At 68.9% G+C, this 18,008-nt stretch carries 20 protein-coding genes; 4 read left to right on the top strand and 16 right to left on the bottom strand.

Annotated features, from left to right (window positions below; genetic code table 11):
• Window positions 1-48 precede the first annotated feature (48 nt).
• From ACI3KS_RS16625 to ACI3KS_RS16615, 3 genes are all read right to left on the bottom strand, one after another.
• Entirely contained in the window at window positions 49-798 is a 750-nt protein-coding gene (locus ACI3KS_RS16625) for a hypothetical protein (RefSeq protein WP_404919657.1), read from the bottom strand.
• 44 nt (window positions 799-842) lie between these two features.
• Window positions 843-2,303, bottom strand: a complete 1,461-nt coding sequence (cls, locus tag ACI3KS_RS16620) for a cardiolipin synthase (RefSeq protein ID WP_404919656.1) — start codon at window positions 2,301-2,303, stop codon at window positions 843-845.
• 109 nt (window positions 2,304-2,412) lie between these two features.
• On the bottom strand, window positions 2,413-2,586 hold the full coding sequence (locus tag ACI3KS_RS16615) for a hypothetical protein (RefSeq protein ID WP_404919655.1): 174 nt from the start codon (window positions 2,584-2,586) through the stop codon (window positions 2,413-2,415).
• A gap of 112 nt (window positions 2,587-2,698) precedes the next feature.
• Between ACI3KS_RS16615 and ACI3KS_RS16610 the strand changes: the two genes are divergently transcribed.
• Window positions 2,699-3,823, top strand: coding sequence for a DUF4192 family protein (locus ACI3KS_RS16610; RefSeq protein WP_404919654.1), 1,125 nt, complete (start codon window positions 2,699-2,701; stop codon window positions 3,821-3,823).
• Window positions 3,824-3,849: 26 nt separating this feature from the next.
• Here the strand turns inward: ACI3KS_RS16610 and lysS are convergent, their stop codons facing one another.
• From lysS to hpt, 11 genes are all read right to left on the bottom strand, one after another.
• The gene (gene lysS / locus ACI3KS_RS16605; RefSeq protein ID WP_404919653.1) at window positions 3,850-5,373 is read right to left on the bottom strand and encodes a lysine--tRNA ligase; all 1,524 of its coding nucleotides are present in this window, start codon (window positions 5,371-5,373) and stop codon (window positions 3,850-3,852) included.
• A 147-nt stretch (window positions 5,374-5,520) separates the two neighbouring features.
• Complete coding sequence (locus tag ACI3KS_RS16600) at window positions 5,521-6,225, bottom strand: DUF2520 domain-containing protein (RefSeq protein ID WP_404919652.1); 705 nt, start codon at window positions 6,223-6,225, stop codon at window positions 5,521-5,523.
• The gene (locus ACI3KS_RS16595; protein ID WP_404919651.1) at window positions 6,218-8,491 is read right to left on the bottom strand and encodes a PH domain-containing protein; all 2,274 of its coding nucleotides are present in this window, start codon (window positions 8,489-8,491) and stop codon (window positions 6,218-6,220) included. The genes ACI3KS_RS16600 and ACI3KS_RS16595 overlap by 8 nt, the downstream gene beginning before the upstream one ends.
• Window positions 8,488-9,084: a PH domain-containing protein gene (locus tag ACI3KS_RS16590; protein ID WP_404919650.1), complete on the bottom strand. Its 597-nt coding sequence runs from the start codon at window positions 9,082-9,084 to the stop codon at window positions 8,488-8,490. Before ACI3KS_RS16590 ends, ACI3KS_RS16595 begins: the two co-directional genes overlap by 4 nt.
• Window positions 9,020-9,517: a DUF3180 domain-containing protein gene (locus ACI3KS_RS16585; RefSeq protein WP_404919649.1), complete on the bottom strand. Its 498-nt coding sequence runs from the start codon at window positions 9,515-9,517 to the stop codon at window positions 9,020-9,022. The genes ACI3KS_RS16590 and ACI3KS_RS16585 overlap by 65 nt, the downstream gene beginning before the upstream one ends.
• Window positions 9,514-10,053: a 2-amino-4-hydroxy-6-hydroxymethyldihydropteridine diphosphokinase gene (gene folK / locus ACI3KS_RS16580; protein ID WP_404919648.1), complete on the bottom strand. Its 540-nt coding sequence runs from the start codon at window positions 10,051-10,053 to the stop codon at window positions 9,514-9,516. The genes ACI3KS_RS16585 and folK overlap by 4 nt, the downstream gene beginning before the upstream one ends.
• Window positions 10,050-10,445: a dihydroneopterin aldolase gene (gene folB / locus ACI3KS_RS16575; RefSeq protein ID WP_404919647.1), complete on the bottom strand. Its 396-nt coding sequence runs from the start codon at window positions 10,443-10,445 to the stop codon at window positions 10,050-10,052. The genes folK and folB overlap by 4 nt, the downstream gene beginning before the upstream one ends.
• A 38-nt stretch (window positions 10,446-10,483) precedes the next feature.
• On the bottom strand, window positions 10,484-11,287 hold the full coding sequence (folP, locus tag ACI3KS_RS16570; protein WP_404919646.1) for a dihydropteroate synthase: 804 nt from the start codon (window positions 11,285-11,287) through the stop codon (window positions 10,484-10,486).
• Window positions 11,284-11,898 carry a GTP cyclohydrolase I gene (gene folE, locus ACI3KS_RS16565; RefSeq protein ID WP_404919645.1) on the bottom strand — a complete coding sequence of 205 codons (615 nt, stop codon included), beginning with the start codon at window positions 11,896-11,898 and terminating at the stop codon, window positions 11,284-11,286. Before folE ends, folP begins: the two co-directional genes overlap by 4 nt.
• A 2-nt stretch (window positions 11,899-11,900) precedes the next feature.
• Entirely contained in the window at window positions 11,901-13,901 is a 2,001-nt protein-coding gene (ftsH, locus tag ACI3KS_RS16560; protein WP_404919644.1) for an ATP-dependent zinc metalloprotease FtsH, read from the bottom strand.
• An 83-nt stretch (window positions 13,902-13,984) separates the two neighbouring features.
• Window positions 13,985-14,536: a hypoxanthine phosphoribosyltransferase gene (gene hpt / locus ACI3KS_RS16555; protein WP_404919643.1), complete on the bottom strand. Its 552-nt coding sequence runs from the start codon at window positions 14,534-14,536 to the stop codon at window positions 13,985-13,987.
• Between the two features lie 134 nt (window positions 14,537-14,670).
• Here hpt and ACI3KS_RS16550 point away from each other — a divergent pair, with 134 nt between their 5' ends.
• Entirely contained in the window at window positions 14,671-15,255 is a 585-nt protein-coding gene (locus tag ACI3KS_RS16550) for a DUF937 domain-containing protein (RefSeq protein WP_404919642.1), read from the top strand.
• A 174-nt stretch (window positions 15,256-15,429) separates the two neighbouring features.
• On the opposite strand, the gene tilS is transcribed toward ACI3KS_RS16550, so the two are convergent.
• The gene (tilS, locus tag ACI3KS_RS16545; RefSeq protein ID WP_404919641.1) at window positions 15,430-16,431 is read right to left on the bottom strand and encodes a tRNA lysidine(34) synthetase TilS; all 1,002 of its coding nucleotides are present in this window, start codon (window positions 16,429-16,431) and stop codon (window positions 15,430-15,432) included.
• A gap of 71 nt (window positions 16,432-16,502) precedes the next feature.
• Here tilS and ACI3KS_RS16540 point away from each other — a divergent pair, with 71 nt between their 5' ends.
• Together ACI3KS_RS16540 and ppa are read left to right on the top strand one after the other, a co-directional pair.
• Entirely contained in the window at window positions 16,503-17,123 is a 621-nt protein-coding gene (locus ACI3KS_RS16540) for a TMEM175 family protein (protein ID WP_404919640.1), read from the top strand.
• Window positions 17,124-17,165: 42 nt separating this feature from the next.
• Complete coding sequence (ppa, locus tag ACI3KS_RS16535; RefSeq protein WP_404919639.1) at window positions 17,166-17,657, top strand: inorganic diphosphatase; 492 nt, start codon at window positions 17,166-17,168, stop codon at window positions 17,655-17,657.
• A gap of 78 nt (window positions 17,658-17,735) precedes the next feature.
• Here ppa and ACI3KS_RS16530 read toward each other — a convergent pair.
• The coding region (locus ACI3KS_RS16530; protein ID WP_404919638.1) for a M23 family metallopeptidase at window positions 17,736-18,008 on the bottom strand (273 nt) is incomplete at its 5' end.

Genomic DNA, 18,008 nt, shown 5'->3' with positions numbered 1-18,008 from the left:
CGGGCGGGTCCGGCTTCGGTGCCGCCGGGCGGGCTGCGGGTGTCCTGTTCAGCCGCGGACGGCGACGGTGCCGTCGAGTCCGCCGCCCACGAGCGTCAGGGTGAACGCGTCGTCCTCCACGGAGACGTCGGGGAACGAGAGCAGCGTCGCCCTGGGTGCCATGTCCATGGTGCACACCTGCGAGTCGTCGGTCGTGAAGGTCGCTGTCCCGGCCGATCCCGAGCCTTCGAGCGACTCCACGACCGGCGGGCAGCTCGACGAGCCCCAGGTCAGCAGCACCAGCATCCCGTCGTCGATCCAACCGGCCGAGGGGGTGTACTCGGTCGGAGAGCCTGGCACACCCGAGAAGGACGCGTCTCCGTCGAGGTCCACGTCGTCCGTGACGTCTCCGTAGGTGACCTGGAGCGTGATGTCCTGGGTGGGATCGACGCCTTCCGGCAGGGTGCCGACGCTCGCCCGAGCCGCGTAGTCGGCCGTGCACACGCGATCAGCGTCGTCGCCGTCTGTGAGGGCGACGACGACCGTCTGCCCGTCGCCCGTCGCGTCAGCGACCGTGGGCACGCAGGATGACGATCCCCAGGTGAGCACCGCGAATGCCCGCCCGTCGTCGAGGATCGTCCCGTCCATGTCGTCTCCGAGGCCATCGTCATCGCCGACGTCGGTCGCGGACGACGGTGCCGCCGACGGCATCGAGGAGCTCGTGGGCGAATCAGACGAGGGACCGCTCGCACAGCCCGCGGCCAGAGCCACGACGGCGATCACGGAAAGGGCGGCGGCGAGCCGGATGCGTGCGGTCATGGTCTCAGGCTACTCGGCCCGATATTCCGCGACCAGGCCTCGACTCACTGCAGTGCGGAAGTGAGGCGTGCGAGGTTGTCGAGCACGGTCGACCTCAGCGGCTGGCGCATCCACTCCTCGAGGGTCAGCTCCCGGCTGAGCGCGCGGTACTCGGCCTCGACCGCGCGCATCTCGGTGACGAACTCCTCGCCTCGCACGAGCATCGACACCTCGAGGTTGAGACCGAACGAGCGCATGTCCATGTTGCTCGAGCCGATCACCGCGACCTCGTCGTCGATCGTGAGGCTCTTCGTGTGCAGGATGTACGGCTTGCGGTACATCCAGATGCGCACTCCCGCCCGCAGCAGCGCCTCGTAGTAGCTGCGCTGGGCGTGGTAGACCATCGCCTGGTCCCCCTCTTCCGAGACGAACAGCTCGACCTGGACGCCGCGGTCGACCGCGGCGGTCACGGCGAGCAGCAGCGCCTCATCGGGGACGAAGTACGGACTCACGATCATGATCCGCTCCTTGGCCGAGTAGAGCAGACCGAGGAACAGCCGCAGGTTGTTCTCGACCTCGAAACCGGGCCCCGACGGCACTACCTGGCAGTCGAGGTCGCCGCTCCCGATGTCGGCGTGAGCGATGTCGATCTCCTCGAGGATGTCGTCGGTCTCGCTGTACCAGTCGGCGACGAAGATCGCGTTGACGCTGAGCACCACGGGGCCGTCGATCCTGACCATGAGGTCGACCCAATGCAGGCCGCGCTTGATGTTCTTGGGCAGGTTGTAGGTGGAGTCGGTGATGTTCTGCGAGCCGAGGAACGCGACGTCGCCGTCGACGACGAGCAGCTTGCGGTGGTTGCGCAGATCAGGGCGCTGCATCCGCCCCTTGAGGGGCTGCACCGGCAGCATCAGGTGCCAGTCGGCGCCCATCGCATTCAGGCGGTCGATCGTCTTGCGGTAGCGCGGTTTCCAGCGGTTCGCCCAGTGATCGAGCAGCACCCGCACCGGAATCCCCTTCGCCGCGACCTCTTCCAGAGCACGGAAGAAGTTGTCCGTCGATGCGTCCGACTGCAGGATGTAGAACTCCACGTGGACGTACTGCGTCGCCTTGCGGATCTCGTCGGCCATCGCGTCGAGCGACTCCTGATAGTCCGAGATCAGGTGCGCCCCGTTGTCGCCAGAGATCGGCAGGGCTCCGAGTCGCTGGTTCATCTCGACGAGCGGGGGGAACCAGTTCGGCGGGTCGGGCCGGAGAGTGCCGAAGTGCAGCTGCTCGCTCGCGTCGCGGATGTATTCGTTGATCTGATCCTGCTTGCGGCGGCGGGCGCGTGGCAGACGCGGGTTCCCGATGAGAAGGAACAGCACGACGCCGATGTACGGGAGGAAGAACACCGCGAGCAGCCAGGCCATCGCTGCGGTCGGGCGTCGGTTGCGCGGGATGACGATGATCGCCGTGATGCGCACCGCGAGGTCGACGACGACGAGGAAGCCTGCGAGCCACAGTCCCCACGTCTCGGCGCTCACTCCGGGCCCTCTCGACGAGTCGGCACTGCGACGGTCATCACCGCAGCCGGCGCCGCAACGGCGCTCGCTTCACAGTATCCGATGGGACCGACACCGGCCCGTGCCTTGGTCAGGGGCGCGGCGGCAGACCGCGCGCTGCGCGTTCCTCGGCTTCGATCTTCGCGTGTACGCGACGCTCGGTGCGGTCGAAACGGAGGATGCCGCGGATGACGAAGTAGAAGACGGCGCACACCACGATGGTCGGCAGGATCGACCAGACGGCGGTGAGCCAGAAGTTCTCCATGCCCTCCATGGTACGCGAGCGACTTGTCGTGCACATTCCGCCCTTCTCAGGATTTCGGCGTCCGTCCTGTGGAATCACCCCGTCGCGGATGCCGGCCGGGAACACTCGCGTCATGACCACTCTCCTTCACGCCTCCGGCTCCGCCGAGTTCCTCCGCATGGTTCCCGCGCTCGCGGGCTTCACCCCTCGGCGGAGCATCGTGCTCCTTCCCTTCCACGGATCGCGAACGCACGGCGCGATGCGCATGGATCTGCCCGATCTGAAGATCGACCCCGAGGAGTACGCCGACATCGCGATCGGTCTGGTGAGTCGCGTCGACGCAGCGGATGCCGTCGCGATCGTCGTGTACGCCGACGACGATCCGCAGCCCACGCGCGACGGCCTCGTGCTGCCGCTGAGCATCCACGTGGCCGAGCTCACGGCATGCGCTCAGGACGCCGGGTTGCGCCTCGTGGACGCGCTGATCGTGACCCCGGGAGGGTGGGCGAGCTACCTCGACGACGAGCCGCAACTGAATCCGCTCGACGCGATCGCCGCGGTGCCCGACGTTCCACTGATCGGCGATGTCTCGGGAGACCAGCACGCGGGTACCGATCTGCCCCCGGCCGACCTGGCGACGAAGGAGCGCGTGGGGCGGGCTCTCGTCGACATCGGCCGGATCCTCGAGCGCGAGGAGCACGGCCCTCTCACGGGTGCCGAGAATCCGCAGGCGATCGCCGCGCTCGTCGTGCTGGAGGATCTGCCCGACTTCTTCGAGATGCTCCTCGACTCCCCCGAGAGCCAGCCGCCGTTCGTGACGGCCGCGCTGCTCTGGTGCCTCGACCGACCGGCGTTCCGCGACGTCGCGCTGACCCAGTGGGCGTCGGATCTCGCCGGCGGCGATCGCACCCTCTCGGCGCAGTACGCGTATGTCGAGCTGGGCGCGTCGATGCCGGATGAGGTCGGTGAGCGGTTCCTCGGCAGGGGACCCTCGCCGGATCCCGATCGCTTGCAACTCGCGCTCTCGGTGGTCCGTCTCGCCGCGGCGCGGGCTCCCCGCCGCCTGCGCCGCGGGCCGCTGACGCTCGCGGCGTGGCTGTCCTGGGCGCTCGGTCGCTCGACGCATGCGGCCTCATACCTCGATCTCGTGCGCGAGATCGATCCCGAGTACGGCCTCGCTGCCCTGTTGCGCACGATGATCGGCGGCGGTCTCCTGCCCGAGTGGGCCTTCCGCCGGGACCGGGGTCGCCGCGCGTGACGCGGCGTCCCCGGTGCCGCACCGGACTACTTGACGAGCGGGAACAGGATCGTCTCGCGGATGCCGAGTCCGGTGATGGCCATGAGCAGGCGGTCGATGCCCATTCCCATTCCGCCGGACGGCGGCATGGCGTGCTCGAGCGCACGGAGGAACTCCTGGTCGATCGGCATCGCCTCGACGTCGCCACGGGCGGCGAGCTTCGCCTGCTCTTCGAACCGCTCGCGCTGGATGACGGGGTCGACGAGCTCGGAGTAGCCGGTGGCGAGTTCGAAGCCGCGGATGTAGAGATCCCACTTCTCGACGACGCCGATGATCGAGCGGTGCTCGCGGACGAGCGGGGAGGTGTCGACGGGGAAGTCCATCACGAAGGTCGGGCGCACGAGGTCGCCCTTCACGAAGTGCTCCCAGAGCTCTTCGACGAGTTTGCCGTGCGTCGCCTGCGGCGGCAGATCGACGCCGCTGGCCTCGGCGAAGGCGATGAGGTCCTCCACCGAGTCGCCCGGGGTGATCGTCCGGCCCGAGGCCGCCGAGAGCGACTCGTACATCGAGATGCGGTCCCACTCGCCGCCGAGGTCGTACTCGGTGCCGTCGGCCCAGGTGACGGTGGTGGAACCCGCGACCGCGATCGCGGCGTTCTGCACCAGCTCCTGGGTGAGAGCTGCCATCTGGTTGTAATCGCCGTACGCCTGATACGCCTCGAGCATCGCGAACTCGGGGCTGTGCGTCGAGTCGGCGCCCTCGTTGCGGAAGTTGCGGTTGATCTCGAACACGCGCTCGATGCCGCCGACGACGGCGCGCTTGAGGTAGAGCTCGGGAGCGATGCGCAGGTACAGCTCGGTGTCGAAGGCGTTCGAGTGCGTGATGAACGGACGGGCGGATGCTCCCCCGTGCTGCACCTGCAGCATCGGCGTCTCGACCTCGAGATAGTCGTGACCGGTGAAGGTCGCACGCAGGCTGGCGTTCACGGCGGCACGGGCGCGCACGGTGGTGCGGGCCTGCTCGCGGACGATCAGATCGAGGTAGCGGCTGCGGACACGGCCCTCTTCGCTGAGCTCGGAGTAGGCGTTCGGCAGTGGCAGGATCGCCTTCGAGGCGATCGCCCAGTCGTCCGCCATGATCGAGAGCTCACCGCGGCGGCTCGAGATGACCTCTCCGTGCACGAAGACATGGTCGCCGAGATCGACGTATTCCTTCCAGTCGGCGAGGGATTCCTCACCGACATTCGCGAGCGAGATCATCGCCTGGATGCGCGAGCCGTCACCCGCCTGCAGCGTGGCGAAGCAGAGCTTGCCCGTGTTCCGGCTGAAGACGACGCGACCCGCGACGCCGACGATGACACCGGTCTCGGCCCCCGCCTCGAGCTCGCCGTACTCCGCGCGCAGCGCGGGGATGCCGTGGGTCACCGGCACGCTCACGGGGAACGCTCCGCCACCGGCGTCCGCGCGCTTCGCGATCAGGCGCTCGCGCTTCGCGAGGCGGACCGCCTTCTGCTCGTGGACGTCCTCCTCGGTCGAGGGATCGGTGGTGGTCTGCGCGGGCGCGTCAGTCATGTGCGGGGCTCCTTGGAAGTCCCGCCCAGTTTACCGAGCTTGGCCGACGGTCCGAGGCGGCGGGCGGGCCCGGGGAAGCGCGCAGAAGAAGGACGCGGCGAGGCGAACCCGCCTGCCCACGCTCCGTCCGCCGAGCCGGCCTCGTGGTCAGAGCAGGGGCGGCGGATCAGAGGCATCGCGCAGAGCGCGTTCGACGGTCGACTGCACGAGCGCCGACAGGTAGCCCCCGGGGTTGGGCACCCCGATATCCCGCAGCCTCGCCGTCGACTGCCCGATGATCGAGCGGGCGAACTCGGCGACCGCGTCGATCGCGTCCGCGTAGGCCTCGCGATCGGCCTCGGCTACGACGACGGGTTCGCACCCCATCTCGACGGCGAGTGCCTGCGCGATCGGCAGCACGGCAGGCGGCGCGGTCACGGCGGCGTATCCTGCCTGCAGCTGACGCAGATCCATCGAGGTCCCCGTGAAGGTGATCGCCGGGTGCACCGCGAGCGGGATAGCCCCGCGCTCGGCCGCCGGGCGCAGGACCTCGATGCCATGGGCGGGATCCGTGTGCAGCACCAGCTGCCCCATCTGCCAGCCGCCGAGTTCAGCGATGCCCGAGACGAGACCGGGCAATTGGTCGTGCGGCACCGCGATGACGACGAGCTCGCTGCGACGAACCACGTCGAGCGCGTCGAGCACGGGGACGTCGGGGAGCACGGCGGAGGCGCGCTCGTCATCGGATCCGCGGGTGATGCCGGTGACCGCGTGCCCAGCGCCGGCGAGGGCTGCGCCGATCACCGGGCCGACGCGTCCTGCTCCGATGATGCCGATCCCCAGCCGTCCGTCGCGGCGGAGACCGTCAGTCATCGTGCGTGTTCCCCGGAGTCGTCGCGTCGGCGTCCGCGGGTCCTTGACCGGATGCCGTCGCCGAAGTCGATTCAGCCGCGGATGCCGCGCGTCGCGCCTCCGCGCGCGTGGTCGGCTGAACGAGCGGAGGAATCACCGGCGCGGGATGAGCGGCCGGGGGCACCTGCTGCCCCGCCGACGGCGCGGGCCGGCTCGTCAGAGGAGCAGGCTGGACCGCAGAAGGATCGGCCGGAGCCGAGTACCCCGTGGGAGGCGCAGGCGGAGCCGAATGCGCGGCGGACGGGAGCGGCGGTGCGGGCTGCCCCACGGCCGGAGCCGAATACCCCGCAGGAGGCGCAGGCGGAGCCGGATGCGCGGCCGACGGGAGCGGCGGTGCCGGATGCGCGGCCGACGGGAACGGCGGTGCCGGATGCGCGGCCGACGGAGCCGTCGGATAAGCCGGCTGCGGCGCTCCGGCATACGGATACGAATTGTGCGCAGCGGCCCCGGCCGATGGCGCTCCGGGTGCTCCCCCATACGCGGGCGCCCCCGGCGCGCCGGGAACAGCCTGGGTGAATGAACCGGCCGCAGGCGCCGCGAACCCTGCCGCGGACGCCAGAGTATGCCCCTGAGCATCCGGAGCATACTGACCCCACCGGTGCGAATGATCGCGAGCAGCGGCGAGTGCGGCAGCCGCACTGACCCCGTTGACGAGCTCCAGAGCGTCCGCGCGCTCGAGGCCCGAGAGCAGGCCCTGGATCACACCGGTCACCGAGTGCACCTGCGCGCCCGAGACACGCTGCGCGCGATCGATCGGCCCCTGCGACAGGGAGATGCCCTGGATGCGGGCGAGGGGGAACACCGCGAGCTTGCGCCAGAAGGTGCCCCTGCGCAGCAGCAGACCGTACGCGGTGACCGCGTACCCGTGGCGCTTCCACGAGAACGGCCGTCGCCACCAGGCCCGCGCAGGCATGGTGCGATACGGATCGCCGGCAACGGGTCCCAGAATGCCGTGCTCCCAGATCAGCGGGATGTCGCTGACGGGAGCGTCCGGAAGGATGAGCGCGAGCACTCGCTCGACATCGGCGCGCTTGCCCACCGGCAGCACGACGTTGAACTGCTGGGCGGTGCCGGACTGCTGCTGCGCCGCGCTCTTGCCGCTCATCCTGTTGATCTTGATCGTCCACCAGCCGAACGGACGCCACAGCAACGACTGCGTCACCTCGACCGCGAAGATGCGGCCGGGGGGAAGGGTCTCGGTCACCGTCGTGAGCAGGCCGTAGGTGATGCGCACGCCGTCGGGGGTGGGGGCGATCGAGTAGCGCAACGACTTCGAGATCTGCGCCCAGGTGATTCCGACGACCGCGATCACCATCGGGATGCCGACGCCGAGCCCGACCCCGAGCCCGATGAGGGCGGTCTCGGGATCCCCGTCGAGCACGCCGCCGATGAGGGTGCCGCCGAGGGCGACGGCGAAGATGATGCCGAAGAACACGAGCCACAGCACGCTCGAGATGAGCTGCGACCCCACGAGGCGCCCCGTCGGGATCTTCACGACGCTCTCCGGCGCGACATCCGCGAGATCGACTCCAGTGATCAGGCCGTTCACGCCGCTGTTCACCGAGCCGACGAGCTGTTCGCGCACCGAGGTGGGCGCGCCGGGCACTCCCGGTGCACCGTGGACCGAGGCGTCCCGAGCCGCGCGGGCGCCGGACGCGAGCCGCAGGATGTCGGCACGCACCGCCTCCGCCTTCGACGTCGCCAGATACTCAAGCTCGACATTCGCGTCGGTTCCCGCTCCGACGACCTCGAGCTTCGCGAGCCCGATGACGCGGGCGGGGAACGGGCGCGTGAGGTTCACGCCCTGCACCCGGTCGAGCGGAGCTCGACGATGAGAGCGGAAGACGATGCCCTTGCGTACCTCGACGTGGTCGCCGGTGATGCGGAACTGCTGGAACCGCCAGATCACCCAGAAGATCGCGATCAGCACGATCACGAGCGCGAGCACTCCGAGCAGCGCGAGCAGCGCGAAGTTGTTGGACAGCACCCAGTCGACGGGGTCACCGCTGTTGTACTCGCTGTAGTGCACGCCGGGCTCGAACAGATCGACCAGCCAGGTGATCACCCGATCGCGCATGTTCGCGATGAGGAATCCGCCGATGATCAGTAGGACGAGCCCGCCCTTGAAGAGCGGGGTGAGCGGATGCATCCGATGCCACTCGCCGTCGGCGAGGGTCTGCGAGGCGTCGGGCGGGAGCGGTGCTCCGGGCAGGCGCTGGTCGCTCACAGGCCGGTCCGGCGGGTCTCGGCCACCTCGATGAGCGTGTCGCGCAACGCCTCGGCGGCAGCCTGCGTCAGGCCGGGGATCTGCACGCCCGTCGTGGCCGCGGCGGTGACCATCTTCAGCTGCGAGACCCCGAAGGCACGGTCGAGCGGGCCCTGGGTGATGTCGACGAGCTGCATGCGCCCATAGGGAACGGCGATCATCCGCTGCCACAGGATGCCCTTGCGGAACACGATGTCGTCGGCGCGCAGCATGTAGCCGATCGCCCTGGCCTGACGCGGCAGGATCAGCAGGGTGAGCAGAGTGATCACGATGATGACTCCGGCCGGGATCAACGGCCAGATCTGGTCGAGCACGAGGAACGCCACGAGTGCTGCCGCCGCGATGATCGCGATGAAGATGACGTTCTGCACGATCTGCGATACGACGTAGCGGGGAGAGATCTGGTGCCACACGCCGTCGAGTTCGAGCCGCGCGGCACTGCGAGACGTGCGGATGCCGGAGTACGTGCCGTGGTCGAGCGCTGCCGCGTCAGTGACTGCCGCCGAATTCAGGGGGGCCGGGATCGGAGGCTGGCTCTCGGGGTTCTGAGTCATCAGGGTCCTTCGGCAGGGTGCAGAACAGTTCCGCGACGAGCGCGCAGACCACGAGCACGATGCTGCTCGCGATCAGGACGATCATCGTCACGGTCGACCCTACCGGGGGAACAACCGGGCGCGTGAGAAGGAATACCAGCATCCCGCCGCCGAAGCCGGCCATGATCGCGCCGAGCAGACTTGCGGAGCGTGCCAGCGAGACCGCGCGCAAGGCGCGGAACGGGTCGATGCGGATGCCGGTGCGCAGGCTCCTCCGCACCGGCCAGGCGAGCGCGAGCGCGGCGGCGCCGACGATCACGAGCAGCACCGCGAGCAGCGGCGTCGGTGTGAATGTCGCGCGCCCGGTCGCGGTGAGGATCTGGTCGAGCAGGTATCCGGATCCCAGGCCGACCAGCGCGAGGATCACGAGCACCCCGGCGGAGGTGCGCTTCATCCCTCGTCCTCCGTGCGCAGCCGGTCGGCGAGCTCCTGCACAGGTCCATGACCGGTCAGCACGGCATCCGGATCGACATCCAGCCACGGTTCGAGCACGAACAGCCTCTCGGCCGCTCGCGGGTGCGGGAGCAGCAGCCGCGGATCGTCCGAGACCTCTTCGCCGTAGGCGATCAGATCGAGGTCCAGGGTGCGGTCGCCCCAGCGCTGCTCGCGCACGCGTCCGTGCTCGTCCTCGATCGCGTGCAACATGCCCAGAAGGATGCTCGGCGCGAGGCGCGTTCTCACGAGCGCGACGGCGTTGACATAGCCCGGCGCGTCGGGGTCCGGGCCGTCGAGAGTCAGCGCGACGGTCTCGAAAAGGTGCGACAGCTTCACCTCGCCGACCAGCGGTAGCCGCCCGATCCGCTCTGCCGCGGCTCGGATCGTCCCCTCCCGGTCGCCGAGGTTCGCGCCGAAGGCGACGACCGCGACGGCCTCCGATCGGGGTTGCTTCGGCGCCGGGGCCGGGATCGGGCGAACGAGATCGCGGCTCATGGCGCGGTCACCTCCACGGCGTCGTAGGGGGTGCCGCGATGGACGGTCACCGACACATCCGAGAACGTCAGTGCGATGGGAGCGTGCGGCTTGTGCACGGTCACGCTCGTGTGGATCACCCGTCGGTCCTCGAGCACGGCATCGGCGATGCGGGCGGCGAGCGTCTCGATGAGATCCACCGGTTCCCCGGCGACGAGTCCTGCGATCTTCTCCGCGAGCTCTCCGTAGTGCACCGTGTCGGCGACGTCGTCGGAGGCGGCGGCATCCGACAGCGGCAGATGCAGTCGCACGTCGATCGTGAACTCCTGACCGTTCTCGCGTTCGTGGTCGTAGACGCCGTGGCGTCCGAACACCGTGAGCCCGGTCAGCGCGATCTCATCCAGGGGGAACATGGTTCCAGCGTACGCGGCGGGCGTGGGCCGCTCGCGGCTCAGACGCCGTCCCAGGCATGCGCGATCGCAAGGGCGTCGCGCGTGGCTGCGACGTCATGCACGCGCACGGCCCAGACTCCGGCACGCGCGGCGAGTGCGCTGGTGACGGCGGTGGCGAGGTCGCGACGCACCTCCGACACGTTCTCGTCCGCCTGCGCGAGCACCTCGGCGAGGAATCTCTTGCGCGATGTGCCGATGAGCACTCGTGGACCGAGCGCGACGATCTCGTCGAGTCCGCGCAGCACGTCCCAGTTCTGCACCCCCGCCTTCGCGAATCCGATGCCCGGGTCGAGGATGAGCCGGGAGGGAGCGATGCCCGCGGCCGCGGCCTCCCCCATCCGTTCCTGCAGCTCGCCGGCGACCTCGCGGGCGACACGGCGATACTCGGCGTTCGCGTACATATCGGCGGAGAAGCCGCGCCAGTGCCCGATCGCGAAGTCGGCACCGGACTCGGCGACGGCCGCGCGCATCTCGGGGTCGCCCAGTCCGCCTGAGACGTCGTTCACGATCCGCGCACCCGCGCGCACCGCCGCGGCGGCGGTGGAAGCGTTGATCGTGTCGATGCTCACCGGAGCGCCCGCAGCCGCGAGCTGCTCGATCACCGGGAGCACGCGTGCCTGCTCCTCGGCCGACCCGACGCGCTCAGCCCCTGGACGCGTCGACTCTCCGCCCACGTCGAGCACGGTGGCCCCTGCGGCGCGCAGACGCAACCCGTGCGCGACGGCGCGATCGACGTCGAAGTACCGGCCACCGTCGCTGAAGGAATCCGGCGTGACGTTGACGATGCCCCAGATCCCGGTCACGACGCGACTCCATGGGCGCCTGAGCCCGTCGAAGCGCCGATCAGCGCGATGAGCTCGGCCCGGGAGACGGCATCCGTGTACTCTCCGCGCGCCGCGATCGTGAGGGTCGATGCCTCGGGCTGGCGCCCTCCGCGCATCGTGACGCAGCCGTGGCTCGCGTCGAGCACGACGAGGACGCCGCGGGTGTCGAGGTGCTCGGCGATCGTGTCGGCGATCTGCTCTCCCAGACGTTCCTGCACCTGCGGTCGTGCGGCGAGGATCTCGACGACCCGCACCAGGGCGCCGAGGCCGACCACCTGTTCGCCCGGCAGGTACGCGATGTGGGCGTGACCGGCGAACGGAAGCAGATGATGCTCGCAGACCGAACGGAACCGGATGTCGCGCAGCAGCACGGCCCCCGAGGGCAGGGTGTCAGGCGCCGGACCGCGCGCCACACTGATCGTGCGTGCCAGCGGTGCTGCGGCATCCTCTCCCACGCCCGAGAAGAACTCGGAGTAGAGCTCCGCCATCCGCACCGGGGTCTGCTTCAGTCCCGGCCGATCGGGGTCCTCGCCGATGGCCTCGAGAAGCTCGTGCGTGAGCCGTTCGACGCGCGCGCGATCGACGGCCACGATCAGGCCGTCGCGGGGCGCGCCTGACCGGCGCCTGCCGTTCCGGGCTGGGTACGGGGTGCCGCGGCGGGTGCCTCGACGGATGCCGCGAGCGACACGTCCTTCTTCGGCACCTCGATCGGAGGCCGCTCCGACACCGGACGCTCGTCGCTCGAGAGCCACAGCGGGCGCTCGGGGAGCTTGCGCACCTCGGTGAAGATCTCGGCGATGCGGTTGTGGTCGAGCGTCTCCTCCTCGAGCAGCGCGAGCGCGAGCTTGTCGAGGATGTCACGGTTGTCGCTGATCACCTGGTAGGCCTCGTTGTGCGCCTGCTCGATGAGCGCGCGCACCTCGATGTCGACGCGCTCGGCGATCGACTCGGAGTACTCACGACCGCGGCCCATATCGCGGCCCGCGAACGGCTCGCCGCCTTCGGAGCCGAGCTTGACCGGGCCGAGCTGCGTGGTCATCCCGTACTCGAGCACCATCTTGCGGGCGATAGAGGTGGCCTTCTCGATGTCGTTCGAGGCGCCGGTGGTGGGGTCGTGGAACACGATCTCCTCGGCGACGCGTCCGCCCATCGCGTAGGTGAGCTGATCCTGCAGTTCGTTGCGGGTGACGGAGTACTTGTCGTCGACCGGCATCACCATCGTGTAGCCGAGGGCCTTGCCTCGGGGCAGGATCGTGATCTTCGTGACGGGGTCGGTGTAGTTCATCGCCGCCGCAGCGAGGGCGTGGCCGCCCTCGTGGTACGCGGTGATGAGCTTCTCCTTGTCCTTCATCACCCGGGTGCGACGCTGCGGACCCGCGATCACGCGGTCGATGGCCTCGTCGAGAGCGCGGTTGTCGATGAGCTGCGCGTTCGAGCGGGCCGTCAGCAGAGCCGCCTCGTTCAGCACGTTCGCCAAGTCGGCACCGGTGAAGCCGGGGGTCTTGCGCGCGACGACCTCGAGGTCGACGCTCTGCGCGAGCGGCTTGCCCTTGGAGTGCACCTCGAGGATGCGCTGGCGGCCCTTGAGGTCAGGGGCGTCGACGCCGATCTGACGGTCGAAGCGACCAGGGCGCAACAGAGCAGGGTCGAGGATGTCCGGGCGGTTGGTCGCCGCGATCACGATGACGTTCGCGTTCGGGTCGAAGCCATCCATCTCGACGAGCATCTGGTTGAGCGTCTGCTCGCGCTCATCGTTGCCACCGCCGAGGCCGGCACCACGGTGACGGCCGACCGCGTCGATCTCGTCGATGAAGATGATCGCCGGCGAGTTCTCCTTGGCCTGGCTGAACAGGTCGCGGACCCGCGAGGCGCCCACGCCGACGAACATCTCGACGAAGTCCGAACCCGAGATCGAATAGAAGGGCGCGCCCGCCTCGCCGGCGACAGCACGGGCGAGGAGCGTCTTTCCGGTACCAGGAGGGCCGTACAGCAGGACGCCCTTCGGGATGCGGGCGCCGATGGCCTGGAACTTGGCGGGATCCTGGAGGAACTCCTTGATCTCGTGCAGCTCCTCGATCGCCTCGTCGGCGCCGGCCACGTCGGCGAAGGTGACCGTCGGGGTCTCCTTGCTCACGAGCTTGGCCTTGGACTTGCCGAACTGCATGACCTTACCGCCGCCGCCCTGCATCGAGGAGAGCAGCCACCAGAAGAGCAGGCCGAGCAGGATCATCGGGATCAGCAGCGAGAGGAAGCCGTCGAACCAGCTCGCGCGCGGTACCGCGTCGTCGAAGCCCTCCTTCGGATCCGCCTTGTCGATCGCGGCGACCACATCGGCCGCCCGAGCGTCGACGTAGTAGAACTGCACCGACTTCGAGCCCTCGAACTCCTTCGACAGCGTCATGTCGACGCGCTGGTCGCCGTCGGTGTTGACCACCTCGGTGACCGTCTCGCCCGCGAGCAGCTTCAGACCCTCCTGGGTCGTGATCTGGTGGGGCGCGTTGAGATTCGAGATCAGGAAGAATCCGCCGAACAGCAGCAGCAAGATGAGTGCCACGTAGATCAGCGGATTGCGGGTGAGCTTCTTCACATCCATGATCCGTTCAGGGTATCGCGCGGGCGATAGGCACCCGCTGTGCGTTCACCCACGGCGTACTGCCGGAGCGCCCCGCCGCGACCTCAGCTGTAGACGTGCGGTGCGAGCACTGCGACATCGCGCAGGTTGCGGTAGCGCTCGTCGTAGTCGAGGCCGTAACCCACCACGAAATCGGTCGGGATGTCGAACCCGACGTACTTGCAGTCGATGACGACCTTCGCTGCCTCGGGCTTGCGCAGCAGCGCGAGCACCTCGATCGACTCGGCGCCGCGGGACTCGAAGTTCTCCAGCAGCCAGCTGAGGGTCAGGCCGGAGTCGATGATGTCCTCGACGATCAGCACGTGCTTGCCGTGCAGGTCGGTGTCGAGGTCCTTGCGGATCTGCACGACACCGCTCGACTTCGTGCTCGCACCGTAGCTCGAGACGGCCATCCAGTCCATCGGCGCGTGGAACGGCAGCGCACGGGCGAAGTCGGCCATCACCATGACCGCACCCTTGAGGACGCCGACGAGGATCAGATCCTTGCCCTCGTAGTCCGCCGCGACCTCTGCCGCCAGCTCGATGAGCTTGGCGTGGATCTCCTCCTCGGTGACGAGGATCTCTGCAAGGTCGTCCTGGATCTCAGCGGCGCGCATGGGTCGATTTTAGGTGATCGGATGCGATGCTCCGGCACGGCCTCCGACATGACCCCGCTCTGTTCCCCCGGCCGCCCTCGCCGCTACTGTGAGCGGTGAGGCGGGTGGACCGCCCGCAGACCGGAAGGAAACCCATGGCTCTTGAGGACATCCTGAAGCAGGTGCCGATCGACGACATCGCGAAGAAGCTCGGCGTCTCGCACGACGAGGCCAAGGCGGCAGTGGAGCAGGGCGGCTCGGTCCTGCTCGGTGGCCTGGCGAAGAACGCGTCGACCTCCGAGGGGTCGTCCGCGATCGAGAACGCGCTCAAGCGTCACGAGGGCACGAAGAGCGTGACGACCGTCGACGACGTCGACCAGGCAGACGGCAGCAAGATCGTCAGCCACATCCTCGGCGCAGACGAGAAGAAGGTCACGTCGAAGCTCACCGAGTCGAAGGAGACCGCGGGCATCGACTTCGGCAAGCTCCTGCCGATCCTCGCGCCGATCGTGATGAACCTCATCGCCAACGCGAACAAGAACAAGAAGGCGGATGCCGGCGAGCAGCAGTCCGGCGGCGGCATCGGAGACCTCATCGGGGGTCTGCTCGGCGGCGGCAACAGCGGCTCGAGCACCGGCGGCGGCATCGGCGACCTTCTCGGCGGCCTCCTCGGCGGCGGCAACAGCGCCGGCGGCGGCATCGGAGATCTCCTGGGCGGCCTTCTCGGCGGCAAGAAGTAACCACACTCGACGACGCGCCCTCTCCGGCATCGATCGGAGAGGGCGCGTCGCATGTCCGCGGGCCGCCCGGCCTGCGCACAACTCCTCAACGCCTCCCGCCTTGCGGCGGAAGTCAGCCCGTCGAGCGGCAGCCGGTCGTCTCTTTTGAGGAGTTATGACGGTGCGGCGGCGGGCTCAGCGACCGGCGGCCGTGAACACGATCCGTCCGCCGAGCCGGGCGGCGGAGCATCCGGGCAGGTCGATGGGCCCCTGCCCCGACCAGTCCGTCGCGAGCCGAGCGACCTCGAGCGTCTGGGCGCGGCTCAGGCTCGCACCGAACTCGCTGTCGACGACGAGGCGGATGATCCGGTTGCGGAGCGCTGCGGGATTGGCGGCGAGCGCGGCGACACTGACCGAGATCCCGGCCTCGGCGTGCTCGACGATGTCCTCGATGGTCTCGTGGATCATCTCATCGAATGCCGCCGCGTCCTCGCGCAGCTGCTCGGCTGTCCGCGCGAGCGCCTCCGCGATGCCGGGGCCCAGCTCCGACTCAAGCACCGGCAGGACGTTCCGGCGCACCCGGACGCGCGCGAAGCGTTCGTCGACGTTGTGCGGATCGTCCCAGATCTCCAGAGCGGATGCCGTGCAGAACGCCCGGGTGGTCTCACGCCGCACGCCGAGCAGCGGGCGGATCCAGCGCAGGCCATCGTCCTCTTCGCGCACCGGGGCCATGCCCTGCAGGCTCGTCGCACCCGAGCCTCGTGCGAGACCGAGCAGCACGGTCTCTGCCTGATCGTCGAGTGTGTGTCCGAGCAGCACGGCGACGGCGCCCTCCGCTCTGGCGACGCCGGCGAGGGCGGCGTAGCGGGCGTCGCGTGCAGCGGCCTCGATGCCCACCCCTGAGGCCGAGTCGACCTCGACTCTGGTCTGCAGCGCATCGGCGACGCCGACCCCTTCTGCAGCGACAGCCGCCGCCGCAGCCGCGTCCGCTGACTCCTCCTGCAGCCCGTGGTCGACGGTGATGCTGACCACACGGATGCGGCGACTCCGGGCCTCGAAGGCCGTGGCGGAGGCGAGTGCGAGCGAATCCGCTCCCCCTGACAGCGCGACGGCGACCGTCACACCCTCCGGCAGATCAGCGAGCGCGGTGCGCACGGCGCGACGGACTTCGGCGACAGCGGGTGAGAGCGACGGCACGTCGTCAACGTTAGGGCACGGTCACGGGGGCGCTGATACCCGGCGTTGGTCTGCAGACGTATCCTGAGCGCGTGACGGAGAAGGATACCGACCTGCTGTTCACGACCGAGCGGTTCACGGCGTTCGTCGACGCGGTCGTCGCGATCGCGATGACGCTGCTCATCCTCCCGCTGATGGAGTCGGTGTCCGAGTCCACCACGCAGAAGCTCAGTACCGCGGAGTTCCTCTCGGAGAACGGCGGACAGCTCCTCAGCTTCGGACTCAGCTTCGCGCTCATCGCGACGTTCTGGCTGGAGCATCATCGGCTCTACAGCCGAGTGCACCGCATCAGCGTTCCGCTGCTGTGGCTCAACATCGCGTGGATGCTCACGATCGTGTGGCTTCCCGTCGCCACCGCGATGCTCGGCCAGATGACGACCGACCCGCTGCAGGCCGTCGTCTACATCGGAACCCTCATCCTCACCCAGGTCGCGACGCTCACGGCTCGCGTCTACCTGATCAGGCACGCAGGGCTGTCCGAGTGGCCCCGGGACGACCTCCGCCGGGGCGTCGCCGGCGACATCGCCGCGATCGTGCTGTTCCTCGTCGCCATGGCGCTCGCGGCGTTCGTGCACTCGATCGGCTATCTCGCCCTGCTGCTCGTGATTCTCACCAGGCCTCTGGCACGGGTTCTCCTGCAGCTTCGCGAGTAGGCTGGTCGCGGCATCCAACCGTCATTTCCAAGGAGTACACGCATGGGCGCACACGACGCCGTCATCGAGATCCCGCGCGGCAGCCGCGTGAAGTACGAGGTCGACCACGAGACCGGGCGAGTACACCTCGACCGCGTGCTCTACACGACCTTCGGGTACCCGGCCGACTACGGCTACTTCGACAACACTCTCGGCGAGGACGGCGACCCGCTCGACGTGCTCGTGCTGCTCGATCACCCGATCTACCCGGGTGTCGTCGTGAACGTCCGTCCGGTGGCCGTGCTGCGCATGAGCGACGAGGCCGGCGGCGACGACAAGCTGGTCGCCGTGCTGTCGAAGGACCCTCGGTGGGCGCACATCCACGACATCGACGACATCCCCGAGCACACGAAGAGCGAGATCTCGCACTTCTTCGAGCACTACAAGGACCTCGAGCCCAACAAGTGGGTCAAGGTCGACCAGTGGGCCGGTGCCGACGAGGCCCAGCGCATCCTCGACGAGGCGATCGCCCGCTTCGGCGAGCAGGAGCACTGAACGGCTCTCTGATCTGAGAAGACCCCCGGCCGCCTCTGCGGACCGGGGGTCTTCTCGTGTGGATCGGAGGGCGGATGCTCAGACGGAGATGCCCTTGCCCGCGAGGAAGTCGATCGGGTTCGTGGTCTTGCCATTGATGTAGACCTCGAAGTGCAGGTGGCAACCGGTCGATGCACCGGTGGTGCCGGCGTAGGCGATGACCTGTCCGGCATTGACCCACTGTCCGGCGCTGACGGCGAATCCGCCGGGGCGGATGTGCCCGTAGCCGGTGCCGATGCCGCCACCGTGCTGGATGCGGATGTAGTTGCCGTAGCCGCCGTTGTAGAAGGCCGCGTCGACGGTTCCCGACTG

Origin of the sequence: Microbacterium sp. ZW T5_45, assembly GCF_044987415.1 — a bacterium.
Lineage (GTDB): Bacteria > Actinomycetota > Actinomycetes > Actinomycetales > Microbacteriaceae > Microbacterium.
This window is presented reverse-complemented; position numbering and strand designations above follow the sequence as displayed.

Coding starts and splice junctions, on each gene's coding strand:
- ACI3KS_RS16625 (WP_404919657.1), bottom strand. CDS start 798: ATGACCGCACGCATCCGGCTCGCCGCCGCCCTTTCCGTGATCGCCGTC.
- ACI3KS_RS16615 (WP_404919655.1), bottom strand. CDS start 2,586: ATGGAGAACTTCTGGCTCACCGCCGTCTGGTCGATCCTGCCGACCATC.
- ACI3KS_RS16610 (WP_404919654.1), top strand. CDS start 2,699: ATGACCACTCTCCTTCACGCCTCCGGCTCCGCCGAGTTCCTCCGCATG.
- lysS (WP_404919653.1), bottom strand. CDS start 5,373: ATGACTGACGCGCCCGCGCAGACCACCACCGATCCCTCGACCGAGGAG.
- ACI3KS_RS16600 (WP_404919652.1), bottom strand. CDS start 6,225: ATGACTGACGGTCTCCGCCGCGACGGACGGCTGGGGATCGGCATCATC.
- ACI3KS_RS16590 (WP_404919650.1), bottom strand. CDS start 9,084: ATGACTCAGAACCCCGAGAGCCAGCCTCCGATCCCGGCCCCCCTGAAT.
- ACI3KS_RS16585 (WP_404919649.1), bottom strand. CDS start 9,517: ATGAAGCGCACCTCCGCCGGGGTGCTCGTGATCCTCGCGCTGGTCGGC.
- folK (WP_404919648.1), bottom strand. CDS start 10,053: ATGAGCCGCGATCTCGTTCGCCCGATCCCGGCCCCGGCGCCGAAGCAA.
- folB (WP_404919647.1), bottom strand. CDS start 10,445: ATGTTCCCCCTGGATGAGATCGCGCTGACCGGGCTCACGGTGTTCGGA.
- ftsH (WP_404919644.1), bottom strand. CDS start 13,901: ATGGATGTGAAGAAGCTCACCCGCAATCCGCTGATCTACGTGGCACTC.
- hpt (WP_404919643.1), bottom strand. CDS start 14,536: ATGCGCGCCGCTGAGATCCAGGACGACCTTGCAGAGATCCTCGTCACC.
- ACI3KS_RS16550 (WP_404919642.1), top strand. CDS start 14,671: ATGGCTCTTGAGGACATCCTGAAGCAGGTGCCGATCGACGACATCGCG.
- ppa (WP_404919639.1), top strand. CDS start 17,166: ATGGGCGCACACGACGCCGTCATCGAGATCCCGCGCGGCAGCCGCGTG.